Source organism: Mesorhizobium sp. M0437, from assembly GCF_040321335.1.
Taxonomy (GTDB): Bacteria; Pseudomonadota; Alphaproteobacteria; order Rhizobiales; family Rhizobiaceae; genus Mesorhizobium.
On the sequence record NZ_JAMYRK010000089.1, the window covers coordinates 1 to 19,533 of the forward strand.

The 19,533-nt window shown below is 62.4% G+C and carries 21 protein-coding genes and 1 pseudogene; 18 read left to right on the forward strand and 4 right to left on the reverse strand.

The annotated features are described in order from the left end of the window. Positions 1-517: 517 nt before the first annotated feature. The 17 genes and pseudogenes from NKI72_RS31190 (at position 518) to NKI72_RS31275 (ending at position 16,314) form a co-directional block, all read left to right on the forward strand. Positions 518-1,204: a HyaD/HybD family hydrogenase maturation endopeptidase gene (locus NKI72_RS31190; RefSeq protein WP_352572506.1), complete on the forward strand. Its 687-nt coding sequence runs from the start codon at positions 518-520 to the stop codon at positions 1,202-1,204. Beyond that, entirely contained in the window at positions 1,204-1,536 is a 333-nt protein-coding gene (locus tag NKI72_RS31195; protein WP_023679110.1) for a HypC/HybG/HupF family hydrogenase formation chaperone, read from the forward strand. The genes NKI72_RS31190 and NKI72_RS31195 overlap by 1 nt, the downstream gene beginning before the upstream one ends. 4 nt (positions 1,537-1,540) lie before the next feature. After that, complete coding sequence (locus NKI72_RS31200) at positions 1,541-1,984, forward strand: thioredoxin domain-containing protein (RefSeq protein ID WP_352844135.1); 444 nt, start codon at positions 1,541-1,543, stop codon at positions 1,982-1,984. Positions 1,985-2,009: 25 nt separating this feature from the next. Beyond that, positions 2,010-2,855, forward strand: coding sequence for a hydrogenase expression/formation protein (locus NKI72_RS31205; RefSeq protein WP_352851742.1), 846 nt, complete (start codon positions 2,010-2,012; stop codon positions 2,853-2,855). Continuing rightward, complete coding sequence (locus NKI72_RS31210) at positions 2,852-3,073, forward strand: rubredoxin (RefSeq protein ID WP_023679107.1); 222 nt, start codon at positions 2,852-2,854, stop codon at positions 3,071-3,073. Before NKI72_RS31205 ends, NKI72_RS31210 begins: the two co-directional genes overlap by 4 nt. 1 nt (position 3,074) lies before the next feature. After that, positions 3,075-3,653 (forward strand): [NiFe]-hydrogenase assembly chaperone HybE, encoded by a 579-nt coding sequence (gene hybE / locus NKI72_RS31215; protein ID WP_352643847.1) that lies wholly within the window; start codon positions 3,075-3,077, stop codon positions 3,651-3,653. Beyond that, positions 3,650-4,783 (forward strand): hypothetical protein, encoded by a 1,134-nt coding sequence (locus tag NKI72_RS31220; RefSeq protein ID WP_352851744.1) that lies wholly within the window; start codon positions 3,650-3,652, stop codon positions 4,781-4,783. The genes hybE and NKI72_RS31220 overlap by 4 nt, the downstream gene beginning before the upstream one ends. After that, positions 4,783-5,124, forward strand: coding sequence for a hydrogenase maturation nickel metallochaperone HypA (gene hypA, locus NKI72_RS31225; protein WP_023679104.1), 342 nt, complete (start codon positions 4,783-4,785; stop codon positions 5,122-5,124). The genes NKI72_RS31220 and hypA overlap by 1 nt, the downstream gene beginning before the upstream one ends. Then, the gene (gene hypB, locus NKI72_RS31230) at positions 5,124-6,002 is read left to right on the forward strand and encodes a hydrogenase nickel incorporation protein HypB (RefSeq protein WP_023679103.1); all 879 of its coding nucleotides are present in this window, start codon (positions 5,124-5,126) and stop codon (positions 6,000-6,002) included. Before hypA ends, hypB begins: the two co-directional genes overlap by 1 nt. After that, positions 6,002-6,247, forward strand: coding sequence for a HypC/HybG/HupF family hydrogenase formation chaperone (locus tag NKI72_RS31235; RefSeq protein ID WP_023679102.1), 246 nt, complete (start codon positions 6,002-6,004; stop codon positions 6,245-6,247). The genes hypB and NKI72_RS31235 overlap by 1 nt, the downstream gene beginning before the upstream one ends. Next, positions 6,244-7,389: a hydrogenase formation protein HypD gene (gene hypD / locus NKI72_RS31240; RefSeq protein WP_352851746.1), complete on the forward strand. Its 1,146-nt coding sequence runs from the start codon at positions 6,244-6,246 to the stop codon at positions 7,387-7,389. Before NKI72_RS31235 ends, hypD begins: the two co-directional genes overlap by 4 nt. Beyond that, on the forward strand, positions 7,389-8,438 hold the full coding sequence (gene hypE / locus NKI72_RS31245; protein WP_023679100.1) for a hydrogenase expression/formation protein HypE: 1,050 nt from the start codon (positions 7,389-7,391) through the stop codon (positions 8,436-8,438). Before hypD ends, hypE begins: the two co-directional genes overlap by 1 nt. 2 nt (positions 8,439-8,440) lie before the next feature. Beyond that, entirely contained in the window at positions 8,441-10,204 is a 1,764-nt protein-coding gene (locus NKI72_RS31250; RefSeq protein WP_023679099.1) for an enoyl-CoA hydratase-related protein, read from the forward strand. After that, positions 10,201-10,779, forward strand: a complete 579-nt coding sequence (locus tag NKI72_RS35550; protein WP_023679098.1) for a response regulator — start codon at positions 10,201-10,203, stop codon at positions 10,777-10,779. The genes NKI72_RS31250 and NKI72_RS35550 overlap by 4 nt, the downstream gene beginning before the upstream one ends. Next, positions 10,779-13,115: a carbamoyltransferase HypF gene (gene hypF / locus NKI72_RS31265; RefSeq protein ID WP_352611125.1), complete on the forward strand. Its 2,337-nt coding sequence runs from the start codon at positions 10,779-10,781 to the stop codon at positions 13,113-13,115. Before NKI72_RS35550 ends, hypF begins: the two co-directional genes overlap by 1 nt. Positions 13,116-13,383: 268 nt before the next feature. Next, positions 13,384-15,065 (forward strand): annotated as a pseudogene (locus NKI72_RS31270) (ISL3 family transposase). 283 nt (positions 15,066-15,348) lie between these two features. Then, positions 15,349-16,314: a glycosyltransferase family 10 domain-containing protein gene (locus NKI72_RS31275; RefSeq protein ID WP_198023618.1), complete on the forward strand. Its 966-nt coding sequence runs from the start codon at positions 15,349-15,351 to the stop codon at positions 16,312-16,314. A gap of 137 nt (positions 16,315-16,451) precedes the next feature. On the opposite strand, the gene NKI72_RS31280 is transcribed toward NKI72_RS31275, so the two are convergent. The 4 genes from NKI72_RS31280 to NKI72_RS31295 all read right to left on the reverse strand — a co-directional run bounded on the left by NKI72_RS31280 (position 16,452) and on the right by NKI72_RS31295 (position 18,918). Continuing rightward, positions 16,452-16,805, reverse strand: a complete 354-nt coding sequence (locus tag NKI72_RS31280) for a hypothetical protein (RefSeq protein ID WP_023679095.1) — start codon at positions 16,803-16,805, stop codon at positions 16,452-16,454. A gap of 198 nt (positions 16,806-17,003) precedes the next feature. After that, positions 17,004-17,369: an ATP-binding protein gene (locus tag NKI72_RS31285; RefSeq protein ID WP_352579643.1), complete on the reverse strand. Its 366-nt coding sequence runs from the start codon at positions 17,367-17,369 to the stop codon at positions 17,004-17,006. Then, on the reverse strand, positions 17,257-17,490 hold the full coding sequence (locus NKI72_RS31290; protein ID WP_348625942.1) for an ATP-binding protein: 234 nt from the start codon (positions 17,488-17,490) through the stop codon (positions 17,257-17,259). The genes NKI72_RS31285 and NKI72_RS31290 overlap by 113 nt, the downstream gene beginning before the upstream one ends. Positions 17,491-17,733: 243 nt before the next feature. Further along, positions 17,734-18,918: a glycosyltransferase family 9 protein gene (locus NKI72_RS31295; protein ID WP_352571661.1), complete on the reverse strand. Its 1,185-nt coding sequence runs from the start codon at positions 18,916-18,918 to the stop codon at positions 17,734-17,736. Between the two features lie 318 nt (positions 18,919-19,236). On the opposite strand from NKI72_RS31295, the gene NKI72_RS31300 reads away from it, so the two are divergent. Further along, positions 19,237-19,533, forward strand: a 297-nt coding sequence (locus NKI72_RS31300; RefSeq protein WP_352851748.1) for a hypothetical protein, incomplete at its 3' end; no start/stop codon positions are given.

Here is a 19,533-nt window from a genome sequence, read left to right on the forward strand (position 1 = left end):
CCACCCGCTCTGCCGCGCCCCGGGCGCGCCCCCTCGCGGCCCCCACCCCGCCCCCCCGCGCCCCGCCCCCCCCCCCTCCCCCCCCCCCCGCCCCGCCCCCCGGGCCCCCCCCCCCCCCGGCTCTTTTCTTCAAGACGGGTTGCCTTCAAGTCGATCCACACTTCGTCTCGGCTTGCCTCGACACCTCTCCTCCGTTCGACGGGGAGAGGAAGTGCCAACCGCAACGCCCGGCGCCCTTCCTCTATCCCTTTCAGGGCAAAGGTGCGGAGCGAGGCGGAGTGGGGAGGGCGAGTGAACGCAAACTTTCCATCGGCCTGGAATTCGGTTCTCAGTCCGGCCGTTGCCGTATCCGTCAATGGAAGGATACTTTCCGTTTGTGCGGTAAAATCGTCATCGCGCTTTCCATACGCGTCGTTCGCTATCCAGAGATCAACCTATTTCGCAACCATTTGCCGGCCCCCGGCCAATTGGCCCGCCTCTTGCTGCTGGAAGAAAAAGGTCGAAAGGAGGCTTCCCAATGAACGACGCGCCACGGGTGCTCGTGCTCGGCATCGGAAATCTGCTATGGGCCGACGAGGGCTTCGGCATCCGCGTGGTGGAGGAGTTCCACCGGCTCTGCGAAACGGCGGACAACGTCCGGGCCATGGATGGCGGCACGCAGGGCATCTACCTCCTCCAACATATCCGCGAGGCCGACATCCTCGTGGTGTTCGACGCGGTCGACTACGGCTTGGCGCCCGGCACGCTGAAGCTCGTCGAAGGCAGCGAGGTGCCGGCCTTCCTCGGTGTGAAGAAGATTTCGCTCCACCAGACTGGCTTTCAGGAAGTTCTCGCCATGGCCGAGATGATGGGTGACTATCCCGCCCATCTCCTTCTCGTCGGCGTGCAACCGGTCGAGCTGGACGACTACGGCGGCAGTCTCCGGCCCGCGGTGAAGGCTCAGATCGAGCCTGCAATCGAGATCGCCATCGAGTGGCTCGCCTGGCTCGGCGCGACGATCGCCAAGCGCACCGAACCGCTGGCCGAAGAAGAGACGCTCGCCTCGCGCGAAATGCGCATCGGCATCTACGAGAGCGGTCGACCCCGACCGGAAGAGGCCTGTCGTCACGGGGCGCGGCTTCTCGAGAATGGTGCCTTCGCTGGTCCGGCGAATTTCGAGTGCGAGGTCGACGCGCTTTTGCAATCGTCTGGAAGGCAGGGCTGATGTGTGTCGGCGTTCCCTTCCAGGTGGTTGAATGCAGCGGTGGCATTGCCCTGTGCACCGGTCGCAGCGGCACGCGGCGCCTCGATATGACCCTGGTGGGCGACCAGCCAGCGGGTACGTGGATACTCGCCTTCCTCGACACCGCGCGCGAGACTGTCACTGCCGAGACGGCGCGCCTGATCGCCGACGCGATCGAAGCGACGGAGCGTGCGCTCGCCGGCGACACCGACCTCGACCACCTCTTCGCCGACCTGGTCGGCCGCGAGCCGCAACTGCCGGAGCATTTGCGGCCGGGGCAAGCCCTTTCACCGCAAGGCACGGAGGACGCCTGAGTCCATGTTTTCACCCGTTCTCACCATGATGATGGAGCGCCACCGCATCCCGGTGGTTGACGAGGCGAACATCGACGCATTCGCCGAGGCCCACGACCTCACCGCGCTGTTTTTTCCCGGTGACTGGTTGCGGCTCGCCGAGAGCAACGATGTGGCGGTGATCCTGCCGGAGCTGGTGCAGGCCTTCCAGGGCGTGTTCAAGCCCGCCGTGGTATCGCGCGAGAGCGAACGCGAGCTGCAAAGCCGCTATCGCTTCGACGCCTTCCCGGCGCTTGTCTTCCTGAGGAACGGCGAATATCTCGGCGCGATAAAGCGCGTGCTCGACTGGGAAGACTACCTCACTGAGCTCGACGGCATACTGAGGCGCGGGCCGAGCGCGCCGCCGCCTTTCGAGCTTCCCGAAGCCTGCGCGACCCACGACGGTCACGACCACGATCATTTCCAGTGAGCGAAAGCGGCCGGGAGGGCGCATCATGGCAGCATCGCTATTCGGCGGCATCGGGCCGGGTTCACAGCCGAGCGAAGGGGACGGCAGCGACTTGCAGTATATGGAAATGCCGAAGGGCATGGCGACCTCTGCGTCACCCGTGTTGCCGGAGAAGGAAAATGTCGCCGGGCTCGAAGCTGCTTTGGCGGTGCTCTCCGCGCTGGCTGAAAGCCTCGGCCGGTCCTCGCCGGATTGCGAAAACGCGGTGCATGATCTTTCCGGCCTCGACGACGCCAATCTTGCGCTGATCGACCAGGCGCTGGGCGAGGGCGAGGTCTTGATCATCTGCGGCGACGACCTGAAGGCTCAGGAGTCGGTGCTCGCCGGTATCTGGCGCGTGCGCCAGACCGGAACGGATGGCAGGCTCGTGCGCGATTTCGTCGAGGTCGGCGCCTTTCCCTCGGCCGTGCTGGAGAGGGCCTTCGCCGGCTGCCGCAATACGCTCGCTGCGCCGGCGACCTATCCGACGGGCGTCTTCAACGCGCCGCCGCTGATTTCGGAGCTCAATGGCCGCATCCCGCTCGTCGGGCCCGACGTCGGGCCGCACGCCATAAACCTGTCGCTGCTGCCGCACACTGAAGAGGACTTGACCTTCCTCGACGGCCTGCTTGGCCACGGGCCGGTGGTCGTGCTGTCGCGTGGCTACGGCAATTGCCGCGTGACCACGACGGGGACGCGCGGCGTCTGGTGGGTGCGCTTCTTCAATTCGACCGACGATCTCATCCTCAACACGATCGAGGTCACGGCCTTGCCGGGGGTGGTCCGCGCCGCGCCCGAGGATATTGCGGACAGCCGCCAGCGGCTCCTCGAAATCCTGGAGGTCTACCGGTGAACGACTCCTTCTTTGCCGGTTCATATGGCGGCGACAATGCCAAGATCGGCCCGATGTCGCGGCTCGAATGCAGGATTTGCTGGCATGTCTACGACCCGGCTGAGGGCGACGACTACTGGCAGATCCCGCCCGGCACGCCCTTCGCCGAACTGCCGGCGAACTGGAGCTGCCCCACCTGCGACGGCTCCAAGCAGGGCTTCATGGTCGTGAGCGATTGACATGGATCATTCGCAAGCCGTCGCTGCCCATCTAGAGTTCGTGTTTCAGCGGATCGAACGGACGGCCATGGCAGGAATTCCGATCCTCAATCCGGCGCTTTGCGTCAGCGCGGTGGGCGTGCGGCAGTGGCAGGGCAAATGGCTCGCGGTTCTTGTCACGCCCTGGCTCATGAACCTCGTGCTTCTACCATTTGGCGACGGGCAAGCGCGCCCGCGCGTGGCTACGGGCACCAAGGAGCATGCATCATTCCCGGCGGGCCGGTTCGAGTTCTTCCGGGCCTATGAAGAGGAGCTCGGCTGCTACCGCATGTGCTCGCTGTTCTCGCCGATGTTCGAATTCGCCGACCAGGAGAGTGCGCAAGAGGCCGCGCGGCAGGTGCTTGCGGAACTGTTCAACCGTGAGGCGGAAGAAGACGAAGACGGCGAGATGATCCGTGTCTGGGAAGGCCGGCTACCTGAGGGAGAGGCAAGCGCGTTGGACGAGGTTGAGACAGCCGGAACACCCGCGAGCTCCCAGCCGGCGAAATTGACCCGCCGCTGGCTGTTCGGTTTGGGCGACAAGGAGGAGACCGCTGCATGAGGGTTGATGGCCGCGTCTCCATCGATCTCGTCTGCGATGGCGGTCGCGTTATGGAAGCCATCGTCACGCCGCCGCGCCCGGTTGCGCTTGGCCCGATCGTGCGAGCCCGACCGGTGACGGAGGTCATCTCGGCGATCGGTTCGCTGTTCAGTGTCTGTAGTATTGCGCAGTCGGCGGCGAGCGTTGAGGCAGCCGAGGCGGCCCTGGAGATCGGGACGGACCGGCGCACGAAGCAAGCGCGGCGGCTTCTTGTGCTTACCGAAACGCTGCGCGAGCACCTGCTGCGCATTGGCTTGGATACTGCCAGTCTCGCGGGCGAGCCTGCGGACGGTAAAACCCTGCGCCGGGCTATGCGCCTGCCGCAGCGCCTCAAGCAGGCACTTTTTCCAAGCGGGAATGCGTTCGTTCCCGGCGTGTGCGTGGGGATTCCGGGCGCGGACGCTGCCGAAACGGCCGCCGAAGCGAGCCATCTAACGCAGTCCGTGGTCTACGAAGGCGAAAAGCCGCTTGGCGAGATGGATCGCGATGCCTTCGCGCAGTGGGCTATGGAGCGCGGCACGATTGCGGCCCGTCTCATCGCCCCGGTCTTGGCAAGGGGCTGGGCCATGATAGGCCACCCCGAAACGACAAACGGGGGAAACGAACATTTGCCGAAGGAAACGTCGGCCGACACGAGCTGCCTCGCCAGGCAGGCTGGTGCGCCGCTCGTTCGCGCTTTCCTTTCCGAAAACGGTGGAGCCGGCCTGGCCGCGCGGCTGGCTGCCCGCGTGGTCGAGGCATCGACGCTGCCGGCGCAGATCGCCGGAGGGCTCGCGGCCCTGCGGGATGTCGCGGAGGGGTCCGAAGTGCCTACGCGCGAAGTCTTTCGCGACGAGAACGGGGGCCGCTCTGCTACTGCCTTCGCCGAGGCAGCACGCGGCCGGCTGGAACATCGGATTGTTTTGAACGACGACCGAATCGCCGACTACGCCATCACGGCTCCGACCAGCATTCATTTCGCCGAGAGCGGCATTGCCGCGAGCTCGCTTTCGGCGCTCGCTGCATTCAGACGTGAAGATCTGGCGGTCCAGGCCGATCTCCTGGTCCGGGCCATCGACCCCTGCGTCGGCTACGATATCAGGCTCCGCTGATGCACGAGATGGCGATATGCGAGAGCGTCCGTGGCATCATCGAGGAAGAGGCCGCGAGACAGGATTTTCGGAAGGTGGGCCGCGTCTGCATGGAAATCGGGCGGCTATCCGCTGTCGAGGTCGAGGCGCTGAAGTTCGGCTTCGATGTCGTCATGCGTGGCTCTCTGGCGCAAGACGCAAGGCTGGAAATCGTCGAGACGGAAGGCAGGGCCTGGTGCATGCCTTGCGGCCAGAGCGTGCCGATCGCGGCACGCTTTGATCCATGCCCGGACTGCGGAAGCCATCAGCTGCAGGTGACCGGCGGCCAAGAAATGAAGATCAGGGAATTGGAGGTGAGCTGATGTGCACTATTTGCGGATGCGGCGAGGGCGCCGTCCGGATCGAGGGCAAGGCGCATGGCCATCACCATCATCACGGCCACGATCATGATCACCACCACGATCATGATCACGGCCCCCATCATGACGATCATGTGCACGATTGTGGCTCGGGCCCCGGCGGCACCCGTGCGCCGGGCATGAGCCAGGCGCGGATGGTCAAGCTGGAAAAGGATATCCATTCCAAGAACAACGAGTATGCCGATGCGAACAGGAAAATGTTCGCCGAGCGCGGCGTGCTTGCGCTCAACCTCGTCTCCAGCCCCGGCTCTGGCAAAACGACGCTGCTTTGCCGCACGATCGAGGCACTGAAGGGCAAGTTGCCGATCGCCGTGATCGAGGGCGACCAGCAGACTTCCAATGATGCCGACCGCATCCGCGCCACCGGCGCGCCCGCGATCCAGGTCAACACCGGCAAGGGCTGCCACCTCGACGCGCATATGGTCGGCCATGCCGCAGATCACCTCGACCTTGCCGAAGGAGGCCTGCTCCTCGTCGAAAACGTGGGAAACCTCGTCTGTCCGGCGGGCTTCGACCTAGGCGAGGCACACAAGGTGGTGGTGCTCTCAGTCACCGAGGGAGAGGACAAGCCATTGAAATATCACGACATGTTCGCCGCCGCCGATCTCATGATCCTCAACAAGACTGACCTGTTGCCGCATCTCGACTTCGACGTGGAGGCCTGCATCGCCAACGCCCGAAAGGTGAACCCGCGGATCAAGGTGCTGAGGGTTTCCGCGCGCACGGGCGAGGGGATGTCGGACTGGACGGCCTGGATCGGCGCGGTCCGCGCCATGGCGCTAGTCGGCCATCGGCGGGCGGCCGAGCTCGGAGCAGCCTGATGTGCCTGGCCATTCCCGCCCGCGTCGTTGAACTGCTCGATGACGACATGGCCGTGGTCGCGTTCGACAGGGTCACGAAGCGCATCTCATTGGCTTTGGTGGCAGACGTTTCGCTTGGCGATTTCGTGCTCGTCCATGTCGGTTATGCGCTCCACAAGGTGAGCCCCGAGGAGGCCGAGCGCACGCTGCAGCTGATGGCCGAAGCGGGCGTGCTGGAGGAGGGGCTGGAGGAGATTTCGGCGTGAAATATGTCGACGAATATCGCGACCAGGAGCTTGCGAAGACCATCGCCGGCGCCATCGCGATCGAGGCTGATCCGGAAAAGAGCTACCATTTCATGGAGTTCTGCGGTGGGCACACGCATGCGATTTTTCGCCACGGCGTGCAGGACCTGATGCCGCAGAACGTGCATTTCGTGCACGGACCCGGATGCCCCGTTTGCGTGCTTCCCATCTCTCGCCTCGACGATGCGGTGGAGCTCGCCGAGCGGCACGGGGTCATCCTTTGCACCTACGGCGACATGATGCGCGTGCCGGGCACCAAGCAACGCAGCCTGATCCGCGCCAAGGCGGACGGAGCGGATGTCCGCATGGTCTATTCAACGCTCGATGCCCTAAAGATCGCGCGTGAAAACCCCGAGCGGCAAGTCGTCTTCTTCGCCATCGGTTTCGAAACCACGACGCCGCCGACGGCCGTCGCGATCAAGACGGCGCAAGCCGAGGGGTTCAAGAATTTCAGCGTGTTCTGCAACCATGTGCTCACGCCGGCCGCGATCTCTCACATTCTTGAATCGCCGGAAGTGCGGGAACTGGGCATCGTCAAGATTGACGGGTTTCTGGGACCTTCGCACGTCTCCTCCGTGATCGGCTCGCAGCCATATGAATTCTTTGCCGAGGAATTCCAGAAGCCGGTTGTCATCGCCGGCTTCGAACCGCTGGACGTCATGCAGTCCATCCTGATGCTGATCCGGCAGGTCAATGAAGACCGGCACGAGGTCGAGAACGAATATACCCGCGTCGTGACCGAGGAGGGCAACCTCAAGGCGCAGGCACTGGTGAGCGAGGTCTTCGAGCTGCGCAAGACCTTTGACTGGCGCGGCCTCGGCACCGTGCCCTACAGCGCCCTGCGCATCCGCGACGCTTATGCCGATTTCGACGCCGAGAAGCGTTTCGAGCTGTCGGTCAAGGCTTCGCGCCAGGTGAAGTCCTGCGAATGCCCTTCGATCCTGCGCGGGCTGAAGAAGCCGACCGACTGCAAGCTGTTCGGCACTGTGTGCACGCCGCAGAACCCGATTGGCTCATGCATGGTCTCCTCCGAAGGCGCCTGCGCGGCCTACTGGACCTATGGCCGTTTCCGCGAGCCGAAGCTGTTGGAGGCGGCGGAATAATGAGCGCGAACGATCCCAGCCTAGCCGTCACCACCTCGTCGGTCCGCGGCGCGGTGGACATGACGCATGGCGCGGGCGGCCGCGCGATGGCCGAGCTGATTCGGGATATTTTTCAAAGACATCTGGCCAACGAGTTCCTGGCCCAGGCTAACGACGCGGCCCTGCTCGGCACCGTCTGCGGACGCCTGGTGATGGCAACGGACGCGCATGTCATCTCGCCTCTGTTCTTTCCGGGCGGGGATATCGGAGCACTGGCGGTCCACGGCACGATTAACGACGTCGCCATGATGGGCGCGCGGCCGCTCTGGTTGTCCGCGTCCTTCATCCTGGAGGAAGGTTTTCCGTTGGCCGAACTGGAAAGAATAGTTGTTTCAATGGCTTTTGCCGCCCGGGAAGCAGGCGTACCCGTGGTTACGGGCGACACCAAGGTGGTGGAGAAGGGCAAAGGCGACGGCGTTTTCATCTCCGCGACCGCTGTTGGCGTGCTGGCGGACGGCACAGACATCTCCGGAAGCAATGCCCGGCCGGGCGATGCAATCCTTGTCTCCGGCACCATGGGCGACCACGGAGTCGCAATCCTGTCGAAGCGCGAACACCTTGATTTTGAAACGGAAATTATCTCCGACAGCCAAGCTCTGCACGATCTGGTGGCGGCGATGCTTGGCTCCGTTCCTGGTATCCGGGTGTTGCGTGACCCCACGCGCGGCGGACTGTCGGCGACGCTGAACGAAATCGCGCAGCAGTCCAAGGTCGGAATGGTAATCCGGGAAGCGGCGGTTCCGGTGAAGCCGGAGGTCGCGGCGGCGTGCGAACTGCTCGGCCTCGACCCGCTGAATGTTGCCAACGAAGGCAAGCTGATCGCCATCTGCGTGGCGCAAGACGCGAAGACTTTGCTCGCCGAGATACGCGCTCATCCCATGGGCCGGGATGCCGCAATCATTGGCGAAGTCGTCACAGACCAGCATGCGCTGGTGCGGATGAAAACGAGACTTGGCGGTATGCGCGTGGTCGACTGGATCGCCGGGGAACAGCTCCCGAGGATCTGCTGAAGATGCGCATTCTGCTTCTCGTCACCGCCTTCAACGCCTTGAGTCAGAGGATTTTCGTGGCGCTTGGCGAGCACGCACACGAGGTCTCGGTCGAGATGGACGTCAACGACGAGCGGACCATGGAGGCGGTAGATTTGTTTCGGCCGGACCTCGTTATTGCCCCGTTTCTGAAGCGGGCAATCCCGAAAGAAGTCTATGAAAATCGATGCTGTATGATCGTTCACCCAGGCATCGTCGGCGACCGCGGCCCCTCCGCGCTGGACTGGGCGATGGTGGACGGGGCGACGCAGTGGGGTGTCACGGTGCTGGAAGCGGCGGCCCAAATGGATGCGGGGCCGGTCTGGGCGAGCGCCACCTTCGCGATGCGAAAGGCGACGAAATCGAGCCTCTACAGCAACGAGGTGACCGACGCGGCGGTGACGGCGGTGCTCGAAGCGATCGCGCGGTTCGAGCAGGGCGAAAAGCCGATTGCCCTGGAAGAACAATCTGTAGCGCCGCTGGGCCGGTGGCGGGACGCGATCAAACAGGCGGACCGGCGGATCGATTGGGCTGCCGACACGACCGAAACGGTGCTGAAGAATATCGCAGCAGCCGACGGCGCGCCCGGCGTGCGGGACGAACTTTTCGGCGAAACGGTCTTCCTTTTCGACGCGCGAGACGCACGTGAACCAGGGGGTGACTTGCCTCTCGCGCGGGGTGAACGGGGCAAGATATCGCTCCCCGAGCCGGGAGTGGTCGCCGCCAGAAGCGGGCCGGCGATCGCCATCGTCACCGGCGACGGCGCGTTGTGGATCGGCCATGTCCGGCATCCCAATTCGCCACACCCGTTCAAGCTGCCGGCGACCATGGTCTTCGCGAAGGAAGTTGCAGACCTGCCGGAGATCCCGCTCAATTCACCGGGCGGTTATCAGGACATCATCTACGAAGAAGAAGCTGCGGTCGGCTATCTGCACTTCCCCTTCTATAACGGTGCAATGGGAAAGGACGCCTGTCGAAGACTTTTGGACGCTTATACAAAAGCGACGGAGCGTCCGACCAGGGCGATCGTGCTGTGCGGAGGGCCGCAGTTCTGGTCCAACGGGCTCGACCTCAACCGGATCGAGGCGGCCGACAGCGCGGCCGACGATTCCTGGGTCAACATCAATGCCATCGACGACCTCGCCGATGCGATCATCCGCACGACAAGCCACATCACCGTAGCAGCGCTTGCCGGAAATGCGGCAGCGGGCGGCGTGTTTCTCGCCCGCAGCACCGACCAGCTCTGGATGCGCTCGAGCGTCATCCTCAACCCGCATTACAAGGACATGGGCAATCTCTACGGCTCGGAGTTCTGGACCTATCTCCTGCCGAGCTGCTGCGGGACTGAGAATGCCCGCCGGATCGCGGCAGCGCGCCTGCCGATGGGCGCGAAGGAGGCGCTGAATCTGAATCTGGCCAACCGGGTGTTCGCGGGGGCAAGCGAGCTGTTCACGGCGCAAGTGAGGGCGTCGGCTGCCGCGCTGGCCGGGAGCGAAGAGTTTCCGGGGTTGCTCGCCGAAAAACAAGCCCGGCGCGCAGCCGACGAGGCGGCCAAGCCGCTTTGCGCCTATCGCGAGGAGGAGCTTTCGCGGATGCGCCGCAATTTCTATGGCTTCGACCCAAGCTACCACGTCGCGCGGCATAATTTCGTGCACAAGGTGCCGAAGTCGCGCACCCCAGTGACGATCGCCCGCCACCGCGACGTCGCCTGGCAGGCCGGCCGGGAGGGAAGGAAAAAGGCATCGTGAGCGACCTGCCGGGCATATTGATCGTCGACGACGAAATCCGCTCGCTGGAGGCGCAACGGCGCGTCCTGAGCGAGGATTTCGATGTCCACGTAGCCAGCGACACCAAGGCCGCCAGCTCGATCCTGGAGATGGAATGGATCCAGATCATCCTGTGTGACCAGCGCATAGCCGGCACCTGCCGCACCGAGTTCCTGAAGCAGGCGCGCACCCGCTGGCCGGACATCGTGCGCATGATCATCTCGGGCTACACCGACGCGCATGACACCATCGACGGCATCAACGAGGCCGGCATCTACCAGTACATCACCAAGCTCTGTCATCCGGAAAACCTCACGCTCACGCTGAAGAACGGGGTGCAGCTCTTTCTCCAGATCGCGGTTCGTCGCCGCCACCACGCGCAGATCGACCTGCTCTACGCATTGCAGAACTTTTCGCCACGCGACTGGGCCGGCAATCGTGGCCCGCTGGAGCTGGCGCTCGAAGGTGCGCCGGTGCGGCTCGGCGAGACCGAGCCGGTTGCAGTCCAGCACATCGTGCGGTCGTTGGACCCGTGCATAGTGTGCACGGTGCGCTGATGGGCCCGCCGCTCGCCGAGCCCGCAGTGGAGGGACGCCTGGTCCGGGTGACGGGGCTGGTGCAAGGCGTCGGCTTCCGGCCGACAGTGTGGCGCATCGCGACCGCTATGGGGCTATCGGGTCACGTCCGCAACGATGCTGCAGGCGTGGAGATCGCGCTGTGGTGCAGCGATGCCGAGTTCGAGACCTTCGCGGACAGGCTAAAGGCGCAATGCCCGCCGTTGGCGCGGATCGACGGGATCGAGACGGCGACGCTTGAGGGGCCGCGGCCGGCGGGCGGCTTCGCCATAGCGGCGAGCGCGGGCGGGCGGGTGAAGACCGGCATCGTGCCCGATGCCGCCTGCTGCCTGGAATGTCTTGCGGAAGTGCTCGACCCCAAGGACCGGCGCTATTTCTACCCGTTCGCCAATTGCACGCATTGCGGGCCGCGTCTGTCAATCGTCAAGGCTATCCCCTATGACCGCCGCTCGACCGCTATGGCACGATTTTCGACCTGCGAGGAATGCCGGGCCGAGTATGAAAATCCGGCCGACCGCCGCTATCACGCCCAGCCGATCGCCTGCCCGGCCTGCGGCCCGCGCGTCTGGTTGGAAGGTCCAGACCACGTCGTGGTCGGCGGCGGCCCGCAGGCGGTGATCCGCGAGGCGGCGGCGCTGATCGGGGAAGGGCGGATCGTCGCGATCAAGGGCATCGGCGGGTTCCACCTCGCCTGCGACGCGACGGACGAAGCGGCGGTGGCGCAGCTGCGCGCCCGCAAGAAGCGCGACGGTAAGCCGTTCGCGCTGATGGCGCGCGACTTGGAGCAGCTTGCCGAATTCGCGGAGCTGTCGGGCGAGGAGCGCGTGGCGCTTGCCGCCCGAGCGGCGCCGATCGTGCTGGTGAAGCGCCGTGACAGCTGCGGCGTTGCGGCGGGCGTGGCGCCGCAGCACGAGCGGCTCGGTTTCATGCTGCCCTACACGCCGTTGCATCATCTCTTGCTGCGGGCGCTGGACGGTCCGGTGGTGATGACCTCCGGCAATCGTTCGGGCGAGCCGCAATGCACGGACAATGACGAGGCGCGGCAGGAGCTTGCCGGGATCGCCGACTTCTGGCTGATGCACGACCGCGAGATTGTCAACCGGCTCGACGACAGCGTGGTGCGATTCGACGGGCACGGCATTTCGGTGTTGCGGCGCGCGCGCGGCTTCGCGCCGGAGCCGCTGGCGCTGCCGGCGGGCTTCGATGGCCCGGTCAGGGCGCTGGCTGCGGGCGGCGACCTAAAGGCCGCGTTCTGCCTGGCGGGCGACGGCAACGCGCTGCTGTCGCAGCATCTCGGCGACCTCGACGAGCTGAAGAACCAGAACGCGTGGAGGCAGGCGTTGGGGCTGTATCGAAGCCTGTTCGACACGAAGCCGGACCTCATTGTGGCCGACCGGAATCCGGGCTACCGTTCGACCCAGCTTGCCATGGAGCTTGCCCGTGAGACCGCGGCGAGGTTTGTGCAGGTCCAGCACCATCACGCGCATCTCGCCTCGTGCCTTGCCCAGCACGGCCGCGCAATCGACGCACCGCCGGTGCTGGGCATTATCCTCGACGGTCTCGGATACGGCGATGACGGCACGATCTGGGGCGGCGAGTTCCTGCTCGGCGGCTATCGAGGGTTCCGGAGGCTGGCATACTTCGAGCCGGTCGCCATGCCCGGCGGCGACAAGGCCAGCCTCGAGCCGTGGCGCAATGCCTATGCGCATCTGCGGGCGGCTTTCGGTCCGGATTTCCTGGCCAAGCTTCCTGCCGATCGGCCCTTCGTCCCCGCCTTGGCCGAAAAGCCGCTTCGGGTGCTGGACCGGATGATCGAGAGGGGCGTCAATGCTCCGCTTGCCTCCTCGGCGGGGCGGCTTTTCGATGCCTGCGCGGCAGTCCTCGGCATCTGTTTGGAGCGCCAGAGCTACGAGGGGCAAGCCGGCATGGAGATGGAGGCGCTCGCCAGCCCGTTCATGGATGCGGCCGAGGCTTGGCCAGCAACCTCGCGGAAGGGACCGGTTATCTCCTGGAAAGGTCTGTGGGAAGCGCTTCTTTGTGATCAGGCTTTGGGCGCCGAAACCGGGCTGATTGCTGCGCGCTTCCACAGGACGCTGATAGAGATCATCTCGCGGAAGGCCATCGGACTCACTAACGAAAACGGCGTCGGCACGGTCGCACTGTCCGGTGGCGCTTTCCAGAATCGGCTGCTGCTCAAAGGCGTACTTGCCGAGCTCACAGTCGCAGGATTGGAGGGGCTGGCGCACGTAAGCATTCCCGCAAACGACGGCGGTCTGGCGCTCGGCCAGGCAACGATCGGCCTAGCCCTTTCGCATTGAGACCAATCGTTGAAGAAAAAATATCAGCATCGTCCAAATAAGGCGCTGCGCATTGTGACGTGCGGCGGCCAGCTTTGCGCATTTCGTCCGGGCCGTGAGTGGCTGATCGCGTATGGCCGGGTAAAAGGATTAGCCAGGAATGATGCTCCGAGGGAATCGTCGAGGACGGGTACGCAGCCAAGGATCGTGTCGCTTGGCAGTTAATGGGGCTCTGCCTCACTTTGTGTGGTTCATTCGCCGTTGGCGAGGGATGCCGCTATGTGCGGGCATGCGAACGAAAACAAAATGGTCCCCCGGCCCAGGGGCTAAAATACGGGGTGTCGCGCTCACTGATGATGACAGTTGGCTTGTTTCCGCTGCCGGACCGGCGTTCGGCATTTTGCCCAGATTGCGGACGACGGACCCGAAGTCGGCATGGCTGGTCCAACCGCAGCCTTCAGAATCTGCCGGTCCAGGGCAAGACCGTGACGGTGAAGCCTCGGTTGAGCCGCTGGCGGTGCGCACATCAGAAATGTGAACGACAAACATTCACCGACCGTCTGCCGACGATTGCTTCCCCTTGGAGGGTCGCGGAGATTGTCGGTCTGCTCGGCCATAGCACCGGCGGCCGTCCCGGCGAGCGCTTGATGCGACGGCTCGGCATGCCGGTCTGCGACGACACTATCCTGTGGCAGCTGAAGCGAGATGCCGCGGTCGCTCACAGCAACTCCACCATTCGGGTCGTTGGCATCGATGACTGGAGCTGGCGGCGATCATGGCGCTACGGCACGATGATCGTGGACCTGGAGCGCCATTCGGTTGTCGACATCCTGGATGACAGAAGCGTGGCGAGTGCGTCGCAATGGCTAGAGCGGCACCCTTCCGTCGAGATCGTGAGCCGAGACCGATGCGGGCTCTATGCGCAAGCTGTTCGCGAGGGTGCACCGCAAGCGCGCCAGGTGGCTGATCGGTTCCATCTCATGTAGAATCTGCGGGTCGCAATCGAGGAGCAGATGAGCCTTTCGGGCCGCGCCACGGGGCCTGCATTGCTGCCCGATAAGGGTATCGGGAGCGCGCAAGTCGATCTGATGCAGGATGATCCGCACGTTGACGCAACGCATCGGCGCCGGGTGCGCCACGCTCATCGACAATCGCGGCAGACGGTGTTCGAAATGGTTCACGCCTTGCGCAAGGAAAGGGCTGTCCTGTTCCGAGATCGCCCGTCGTACCGGCTACGGCCGGCGCAGCATCGCCAAATGGCTGAATTTCGACACGCCACCCGACCGACGCAGGGCCGCGTCGAGCCGACGTCACCCTTATATTTCGAGGCGTTTCTTAGCCAGTCCTGGAGAGACGGCAATCGCTGCGGACGACACCTGTTCCACGATATCAAACAGCGCGGCTACACGGGCAGTTTCTCGAATCTGGAGCGGCTTCTCCCAAGCTGGCGCCGCGCCGAGAGGACGGGCGAGGACAGTGCGTCGCCTGCTTCGATCATACGCCATCAACCAGCCCGCGATGCTGTCCCCATCCAGGATCCGGCGACCGGCCATGTGATCTCGCCGGTAGTCGCCGCGGCCCTCTGCATGAAGGCCCGGGGTATGCTGACGATCAACCAGGCGAGAAAGGTCGACGTCCTGAAGCAAGGATCACATGAGTTTGCCACGATGCGCAGGCTTGCCATGCGCTTCCGCGGCATTTTGCGGGGCCTGTGAATTGGACAAGCTCGACACTTGGATCGAGGATGCCGTCAACTCCGGGCTCGTCGCCATCACGCGTTTCGCTCGGGTCCTACGCCGTGACGTTGACGCCGTTCGCAATGCCATTGAATTACGGTGGAGCAACGGCCAGGCGGAAGGGCAGATCAACCGCCTGAAGACGATCAAGCGTGCGATGTACGGCAGAGCGGGCTCCGAACTCCTTAGGGCACGCATGCTGCCACTCAACCGGCCTGATCACCACACAAAATGAGGAAGAACCTGGTTAAGTGCAAAGCGACAATTGCCTCGACGGCGGGTCCCGGCAGGTTTATGCTGCCCAATGTTACCGCAATCCGGAATGGCGATTGAGTACCTTCACGAGTGAAGGGATTCCCGCGGTCTTAGAGATGAGTTGTCGAATGGCGCGAAGTCGCACAGAATCGTGTGTTTGATATCGATCAGGATCGCGAGCTATTTCAGGCGCTGAGAGGTGTTGCGCCCGATGCACAAGTTGCTCCCGGTCCAACGGAAGTGAATGGGGTGGAACTGCTTTGTTGGCCAAATTGTTGACGGAACGTCCGGCGCCCATTGTTGCTACATGTCTGGATTCTTGGGGCGTTTTGGATGATGCAATCCACCATCTCACTCCAAAGGGCAGTGGAATCTGGAACAATGTCGCTTTTGTACGCACGACATCCTTCGTGCCCGATTGGCATATCGTCTTTAACTCTGCTTCTCTTTTTGGGCTCCCTGTTGATATCGAGGCGAGCCCAAACAGGACAATTTTTGCAATCGGCGAACCGCCGACGAAAGCTCATCGCGCATTTCATGAAGGGCAGGGGAAAAATACTATCGTCCTGACGTCTGACGCAGAGCTGGCTGCTCGGCAGAATGCAGGGCGCCGATTCGTTTTGGCTCCACCTATCACTCGGTCTTGGTCTGTAAACAAGACATATGACCAACTTCTGGTCAGCGAAGTCGTGGACAAGCCGCTTCGGCTCTCATGGATTACCAGTAACATCGCCCTGCTTAAAGGGCATCGATATCGGCTGGCGTTTCTGGAACGGCTGAGAGAGGAGCTCGATTTTGACCTGTTCGGCCGAGGTTTTCGGCTGATTGGAGATAAATGGAACGCACTCGCACCTTACCGTTACAGTATAGCTTTCGAGAATACTCGTGCTGATTACTATTTCACAGAGAAGCTTATGGACTGCTTCGTTGCTGAAACAATGCCGATCTATTACGGCAGCCCGGCAATCACGAGGTTCTTCCCTTCGGACTCAATGGTTCTGATTGACCCAGAGGACAAGAACGTAATCCAAAAAATTCAAGAAATCATCAACTCGGACCTCTGGAAGGAGCGTCGCGGCGCAATACGAGAGGCGAAGCGGTTGGTCCTCGAGAAATACAATACGTTTGCTTATCTCGCGGGCTTCATCGAAAGCGTTCAGGATAAACCCTTACCGCCAGAAATTATACACATCGATTCGCCTGAGGTCGATTTTGGAATAGACGAATGAAGTACTCCAACGCTCGCTTCGCGTGCCCGGCGGTTGGTGGTCTGGCGAGATCGGTACGGAAAGCTCGGCGGAGAATGCCTACTGCGCAGAACGGCCGGTACGGGCGCACGAGGTCATGCGCCCCCGGCTGCCGCTGATTAGACGAACTGGGGAAGGCCAGGAACTGAATTGAGGACCTCGTCCACGAGTTCGTCGCCGACACGTTCCTTGGTGAAGGCGATCGTCTCGTTGGCGAGGCCGGCGATCTTTGCCATGCTGAGACCCTCACTCATCAATTGCTGGCCGAGCCCCATAAGGCCGCCACCCTCTGGGTCGTCGCCATGATACTTCGCTACTAATTCCGAAGCTCCCGGAATGGCCTCGATCATGCGGGCAACGGGACCGTCGGCCGCGTGGCTTTGCAGGAAACCCAGCATTAACCCAACGGCCTTCTCTGCGAGAGCCGGGCCGATGCCGGCACCAGTGGCGATGCGCGGTAAGAATTCTTCCATGCAGGGTCTCTCTCTCTTTACACGGGGCCGGTCCGGCGCCCAGCGCCCTTGGCCGAACCACAATTGAACTCCACAAAAATAGGCCGAGCGGAAGTGCTATTGCGCGTAAAACCGCCTCTGTCAACGCAAGCTGCGTCGGACGTGCGTATTTCGCAAAAACGAGACAGTCGTTCCGCTAAATCGGGGACAGCAGTTTCACTAATTCGCGGACAGCAGGATGGGGTCGGCGCTCGGTTGCCTGGTTGAAGTCATTTGCGATTGATTTCGCCGTTTTCGGCGCCGGTCAAGGGCGGCGGTGTTTTTTGCTTTCTCATGCTCGCCGATCATGGCGTGCCACTGGGCGATCGGCAGTTGGGCGGTGATCAGCGTTGATTTCCGGCGATAGCGTTCCTCGAAGATTTCCAGCAGATCGAGACGCTGCTGGTCGGTCAGGCTGTGGGTGCCCCAGTCGTCAAGGATGAGCAGTTGCACCCGAGCCAGCTTGTCGATGAGACGGGGAAAGCGGCCGTCGCGACGCGCCAGGGCGAGATCTTCGAACAGACGCGGCATGCGCAGGTAGAGCACGGAATGATTCGAGCCGGGCGGCCTGACGTCCGAAGGCGCAGGCCAGCCAAGTCTTTCCGGTGCCGGTCTGCCCGGTGATGACGAGGTTTTCATGCGCCTTCAGCCAGGCGCCTTGGGCCAGCTGTCGCTTGGCACTTAATTGGGGTCTCCCTCACTTTGTGTGGTTCATCTGCTGTTAGTGGCGCTGTCGCTATGGACGGGCATGCGAACGAAAACGAAATGGTCGCCCGGCCCAGGGGGTGACATCGCCACTGCGGTCCTTCGACCAAGTCGATTCAATTCTGAATTTCGGCCTTTAGATGTTTGTAGCGATTGAATCAGCGACCAAGATCCGGGCAATCGCGGTTATGGTGACCGCGAGCCACTAAGCTTGTGCCGTACCCTTACAATGATTCATCAAGGCGTTTACCTCGGCAATCACGAGATCCGGCGTGATGTCGAACTTGCATCGGACTTTGACCGGACAATGCCGCACTTGGTCCAGACCACACCCGCGACATTCAATAACACTCATAAGCATGCTGACCAGGGGACCTCGAAACCCCCAAATCTCCGGTAGATGTGACGCCGTGAAAATGCCGATAGTAGGGCGGCCAAGCTGGGCAGCGACATGCCCGGTGCCTGAATTGTTCGAAACGACGAGCGCGGCCGAATTCACGAGATAATTGAATTCCAATTCCGACAAGTCGACAGCCGTCCGAATGTTCGCGGCTCCACGATCCCGAGCTATGTTCGCAACCTCCTCAAGCGCTTCCAGGCATTCGCCACGGGCAACGAGGACCACCTCACCACGGGTCGAAAGAGCAGCGACAACTTTGCCAAAACTTTCAATCGGCCAATCTCGCAGGCTGGAATTGGAGAACGGAGCCACGACAATCGGGGCATTGCCTGTAGTCGAATTCTGTGGGTGACCCGCTCCGCTTTCGAAATAGGCAGCTGCCTTTGCGACCAGAAAGAGGAGGATTTCTGACACATGCTGGAGACGCACCTGCTTGCGGTCAATGAACCAATCAAGCCATCTACGAGGGATTTTGTTAGCAAGCCCTATTTTTTGGACCAGCTTGTAGAGGATGGTTCTGCGCAGTTTCAGATTGAATGGCGCTATCGCAATATCGATCTGATGCATGCTGTACGGATCAACTATCGCCGCACGGTGCCTGGCGGGGACTTCAAGCAAGATGGGCCTTGTTTCTTCCGGAACACGCATATCAATGGCAAGATCAAACTCGCCGGTCAGCAGCGGCCTTATGTCGGCGGCTTTTTTGCGCGTTTTGACTTTTGGGTTGCGAGGAAAAAAGTCAAAAGCAATGTGATCGTCGGCGAGGTCGAACTGTTTTGCAGTAGCGATGTTCCAGCTTCCCACCACCAGCGTAATGTGGGCATGCGCAAAACGCTGACGAAGGTCCTTTAGGGGCCCTAGAGACATCCAAAAGTCGCCGACATGATCAAGCTTGAGGACCAAAATTCTCATCCTTGCGCTTGACTGTTCCGGCTCTTCCCAGCTGCGGTATATAATTTGATTGCGGTCGTGCTTTGTAAAATATGCCATTGCCATTCCGAAGATTATACGGTCAACACTGATAGCCAGTGACGCGTGTGTAGGGTTGGAGTGCTCCCCACTTGTCCGCGTCTCCGCAAGAATTCTGCCATCAGATCCAAGCCGCGCTCCAGCAGGAGCTGTCGGGCGAAGTCTGCATCTCTAGCGGTGGTAGCGCGCCAAGAAGCCAGCTATGTCCCGACCCGCAATGTGAAGGGCTTCGTCACGGTCTTGCATGCAGTGAGTTCGAGAAACGCCGAGTAGACGGCGATCGCCAAGCCGCCGTCCCCAGATCTCGAGCATAACGGCAGTGGCCTCGCTCTTTGGTCGATGCTGATCCTGAATGAGACCGTCGCCGCCGGCGACGACATCGCCGGCCGGATTGACCGTCTCCGGCACGCCCTGTCGCTGTGGTCCCGCATCATGGTGGTTAACAAAGGACCCGCCGCAGGCGCTTTTTTCTGCGCGTCCGGGTCGTCCAACATGAAGTGGACGAATCAACCCTGTGATGAAGTCGAGCGCCCGCCCCGCCGGGGGGGGGGCGGGGCGGCGGGGGAGCCCAGTTTTTGCCGCCCGTTGTGTGAGGGCTCGCGAAAACAACGAACGCCGGGTTTTGGTGTTGCGCCG

Excerpts from the sequence above, each read along its gene's own strand:
- NKI72_RS31190 (WP_352572506.1), top strand. The coding sequence starts at position 518 with ATGAACGACGCGCCACGGGTGCTCGTGCTCGGCATCGGAAATCTGCTA.
- NKI72_RS31195 (WP_023679110.1), top strand. The coding sequence starts at position 1,204 with ATGTGTGTCGGCGTTCCCTTCCAGGTGGTTGAATGCAGCGGTGGCATT.
- NKI72_RS31200 (WP_352844135.1), top strand. The coding sequence starts at position 1,541 with ATGTTTTCACCCGTTCTCACCATGATGATGGAGCGCCACCGCATCCCG.
- NKI72_RS31205 (WP_352851742.1), top strand. The coding sequence starts at position 2,010 with ATGGCAGCATCGCTATTCGGCGGCATCGGGCCGGGTTCACAGCCGAGC.
- hybE (WP_352643847.1), top strand. The coding sequence starts at position 3,075 with ATGGATCATTCGCAAGCCGTCGCTGCCCATCTAGAGTTCGTGTTTCAG.
- NKI72_RS31220 (WP_352851744.1), top strand. The coding sequence starts at position 3,650 with ATGAGGGTTGATGGCCGCGTCTCCATCGATCTCGTCTGCGATGGCGGT.
- hypA (WP_023679104.1), top strand. The coding sequence starts at position 4,783 with ATGCACGAGATGGCGATATGCGAGAGCGTCCGTGGCATCATCGAGGAA.
- hypB (WP_023679103.1), top strand. The coding sequence starts at position 5,124 with ATGTGCACTATTTGCGGATGCGGCGAGGGCGCCGTCCGGATCGAGGGC.
- NKI72_RS31235 (WP_023679102.1), top strand. The coding sequence starts at position 6,002 with ATGTGCCTGGCCATTCCCGCCCGCGTCGTTGAACTGCTCGATGACGAC.
- hypE (WP_023679100.1), top strand. The coding sequence starts at position 7,389 with ATGAGCGCGAACGATCCCAGCCTAGCCGTCACCACCTCGTCGGTCCGC.
- NKI72_RS31250 (WP_023679099.1), top strand. The coding sequence starts at position 8,441 with ATGCGCATTCTGCTTCTCGTCACCGCCTTCAACGCCTTGAGTCAGAGG.
- hypF (WP_352611125.1), top strand. The coding sequence starts at position 10,779 with ATGGGCCCGCCGCTCGCCGAGCCCGCAGTGGAGGGACGCCTGGTCCGG.
- NKI72_RS31280 (WP_023679095.1), bottom strand. The coding sequence starts at position 16,805 with ATGGAAGAATTCTTACCGCGCATCGCCACTGGTGCCGGCATCGGCCCG.
- NKI72_RS31295 (WP_352571661.1), bottom strand. The coding sequence starts at position 18,918 with ATGGCATATTTTACAAAGCACGACCGCAATCAAATTATATACCGCAGC.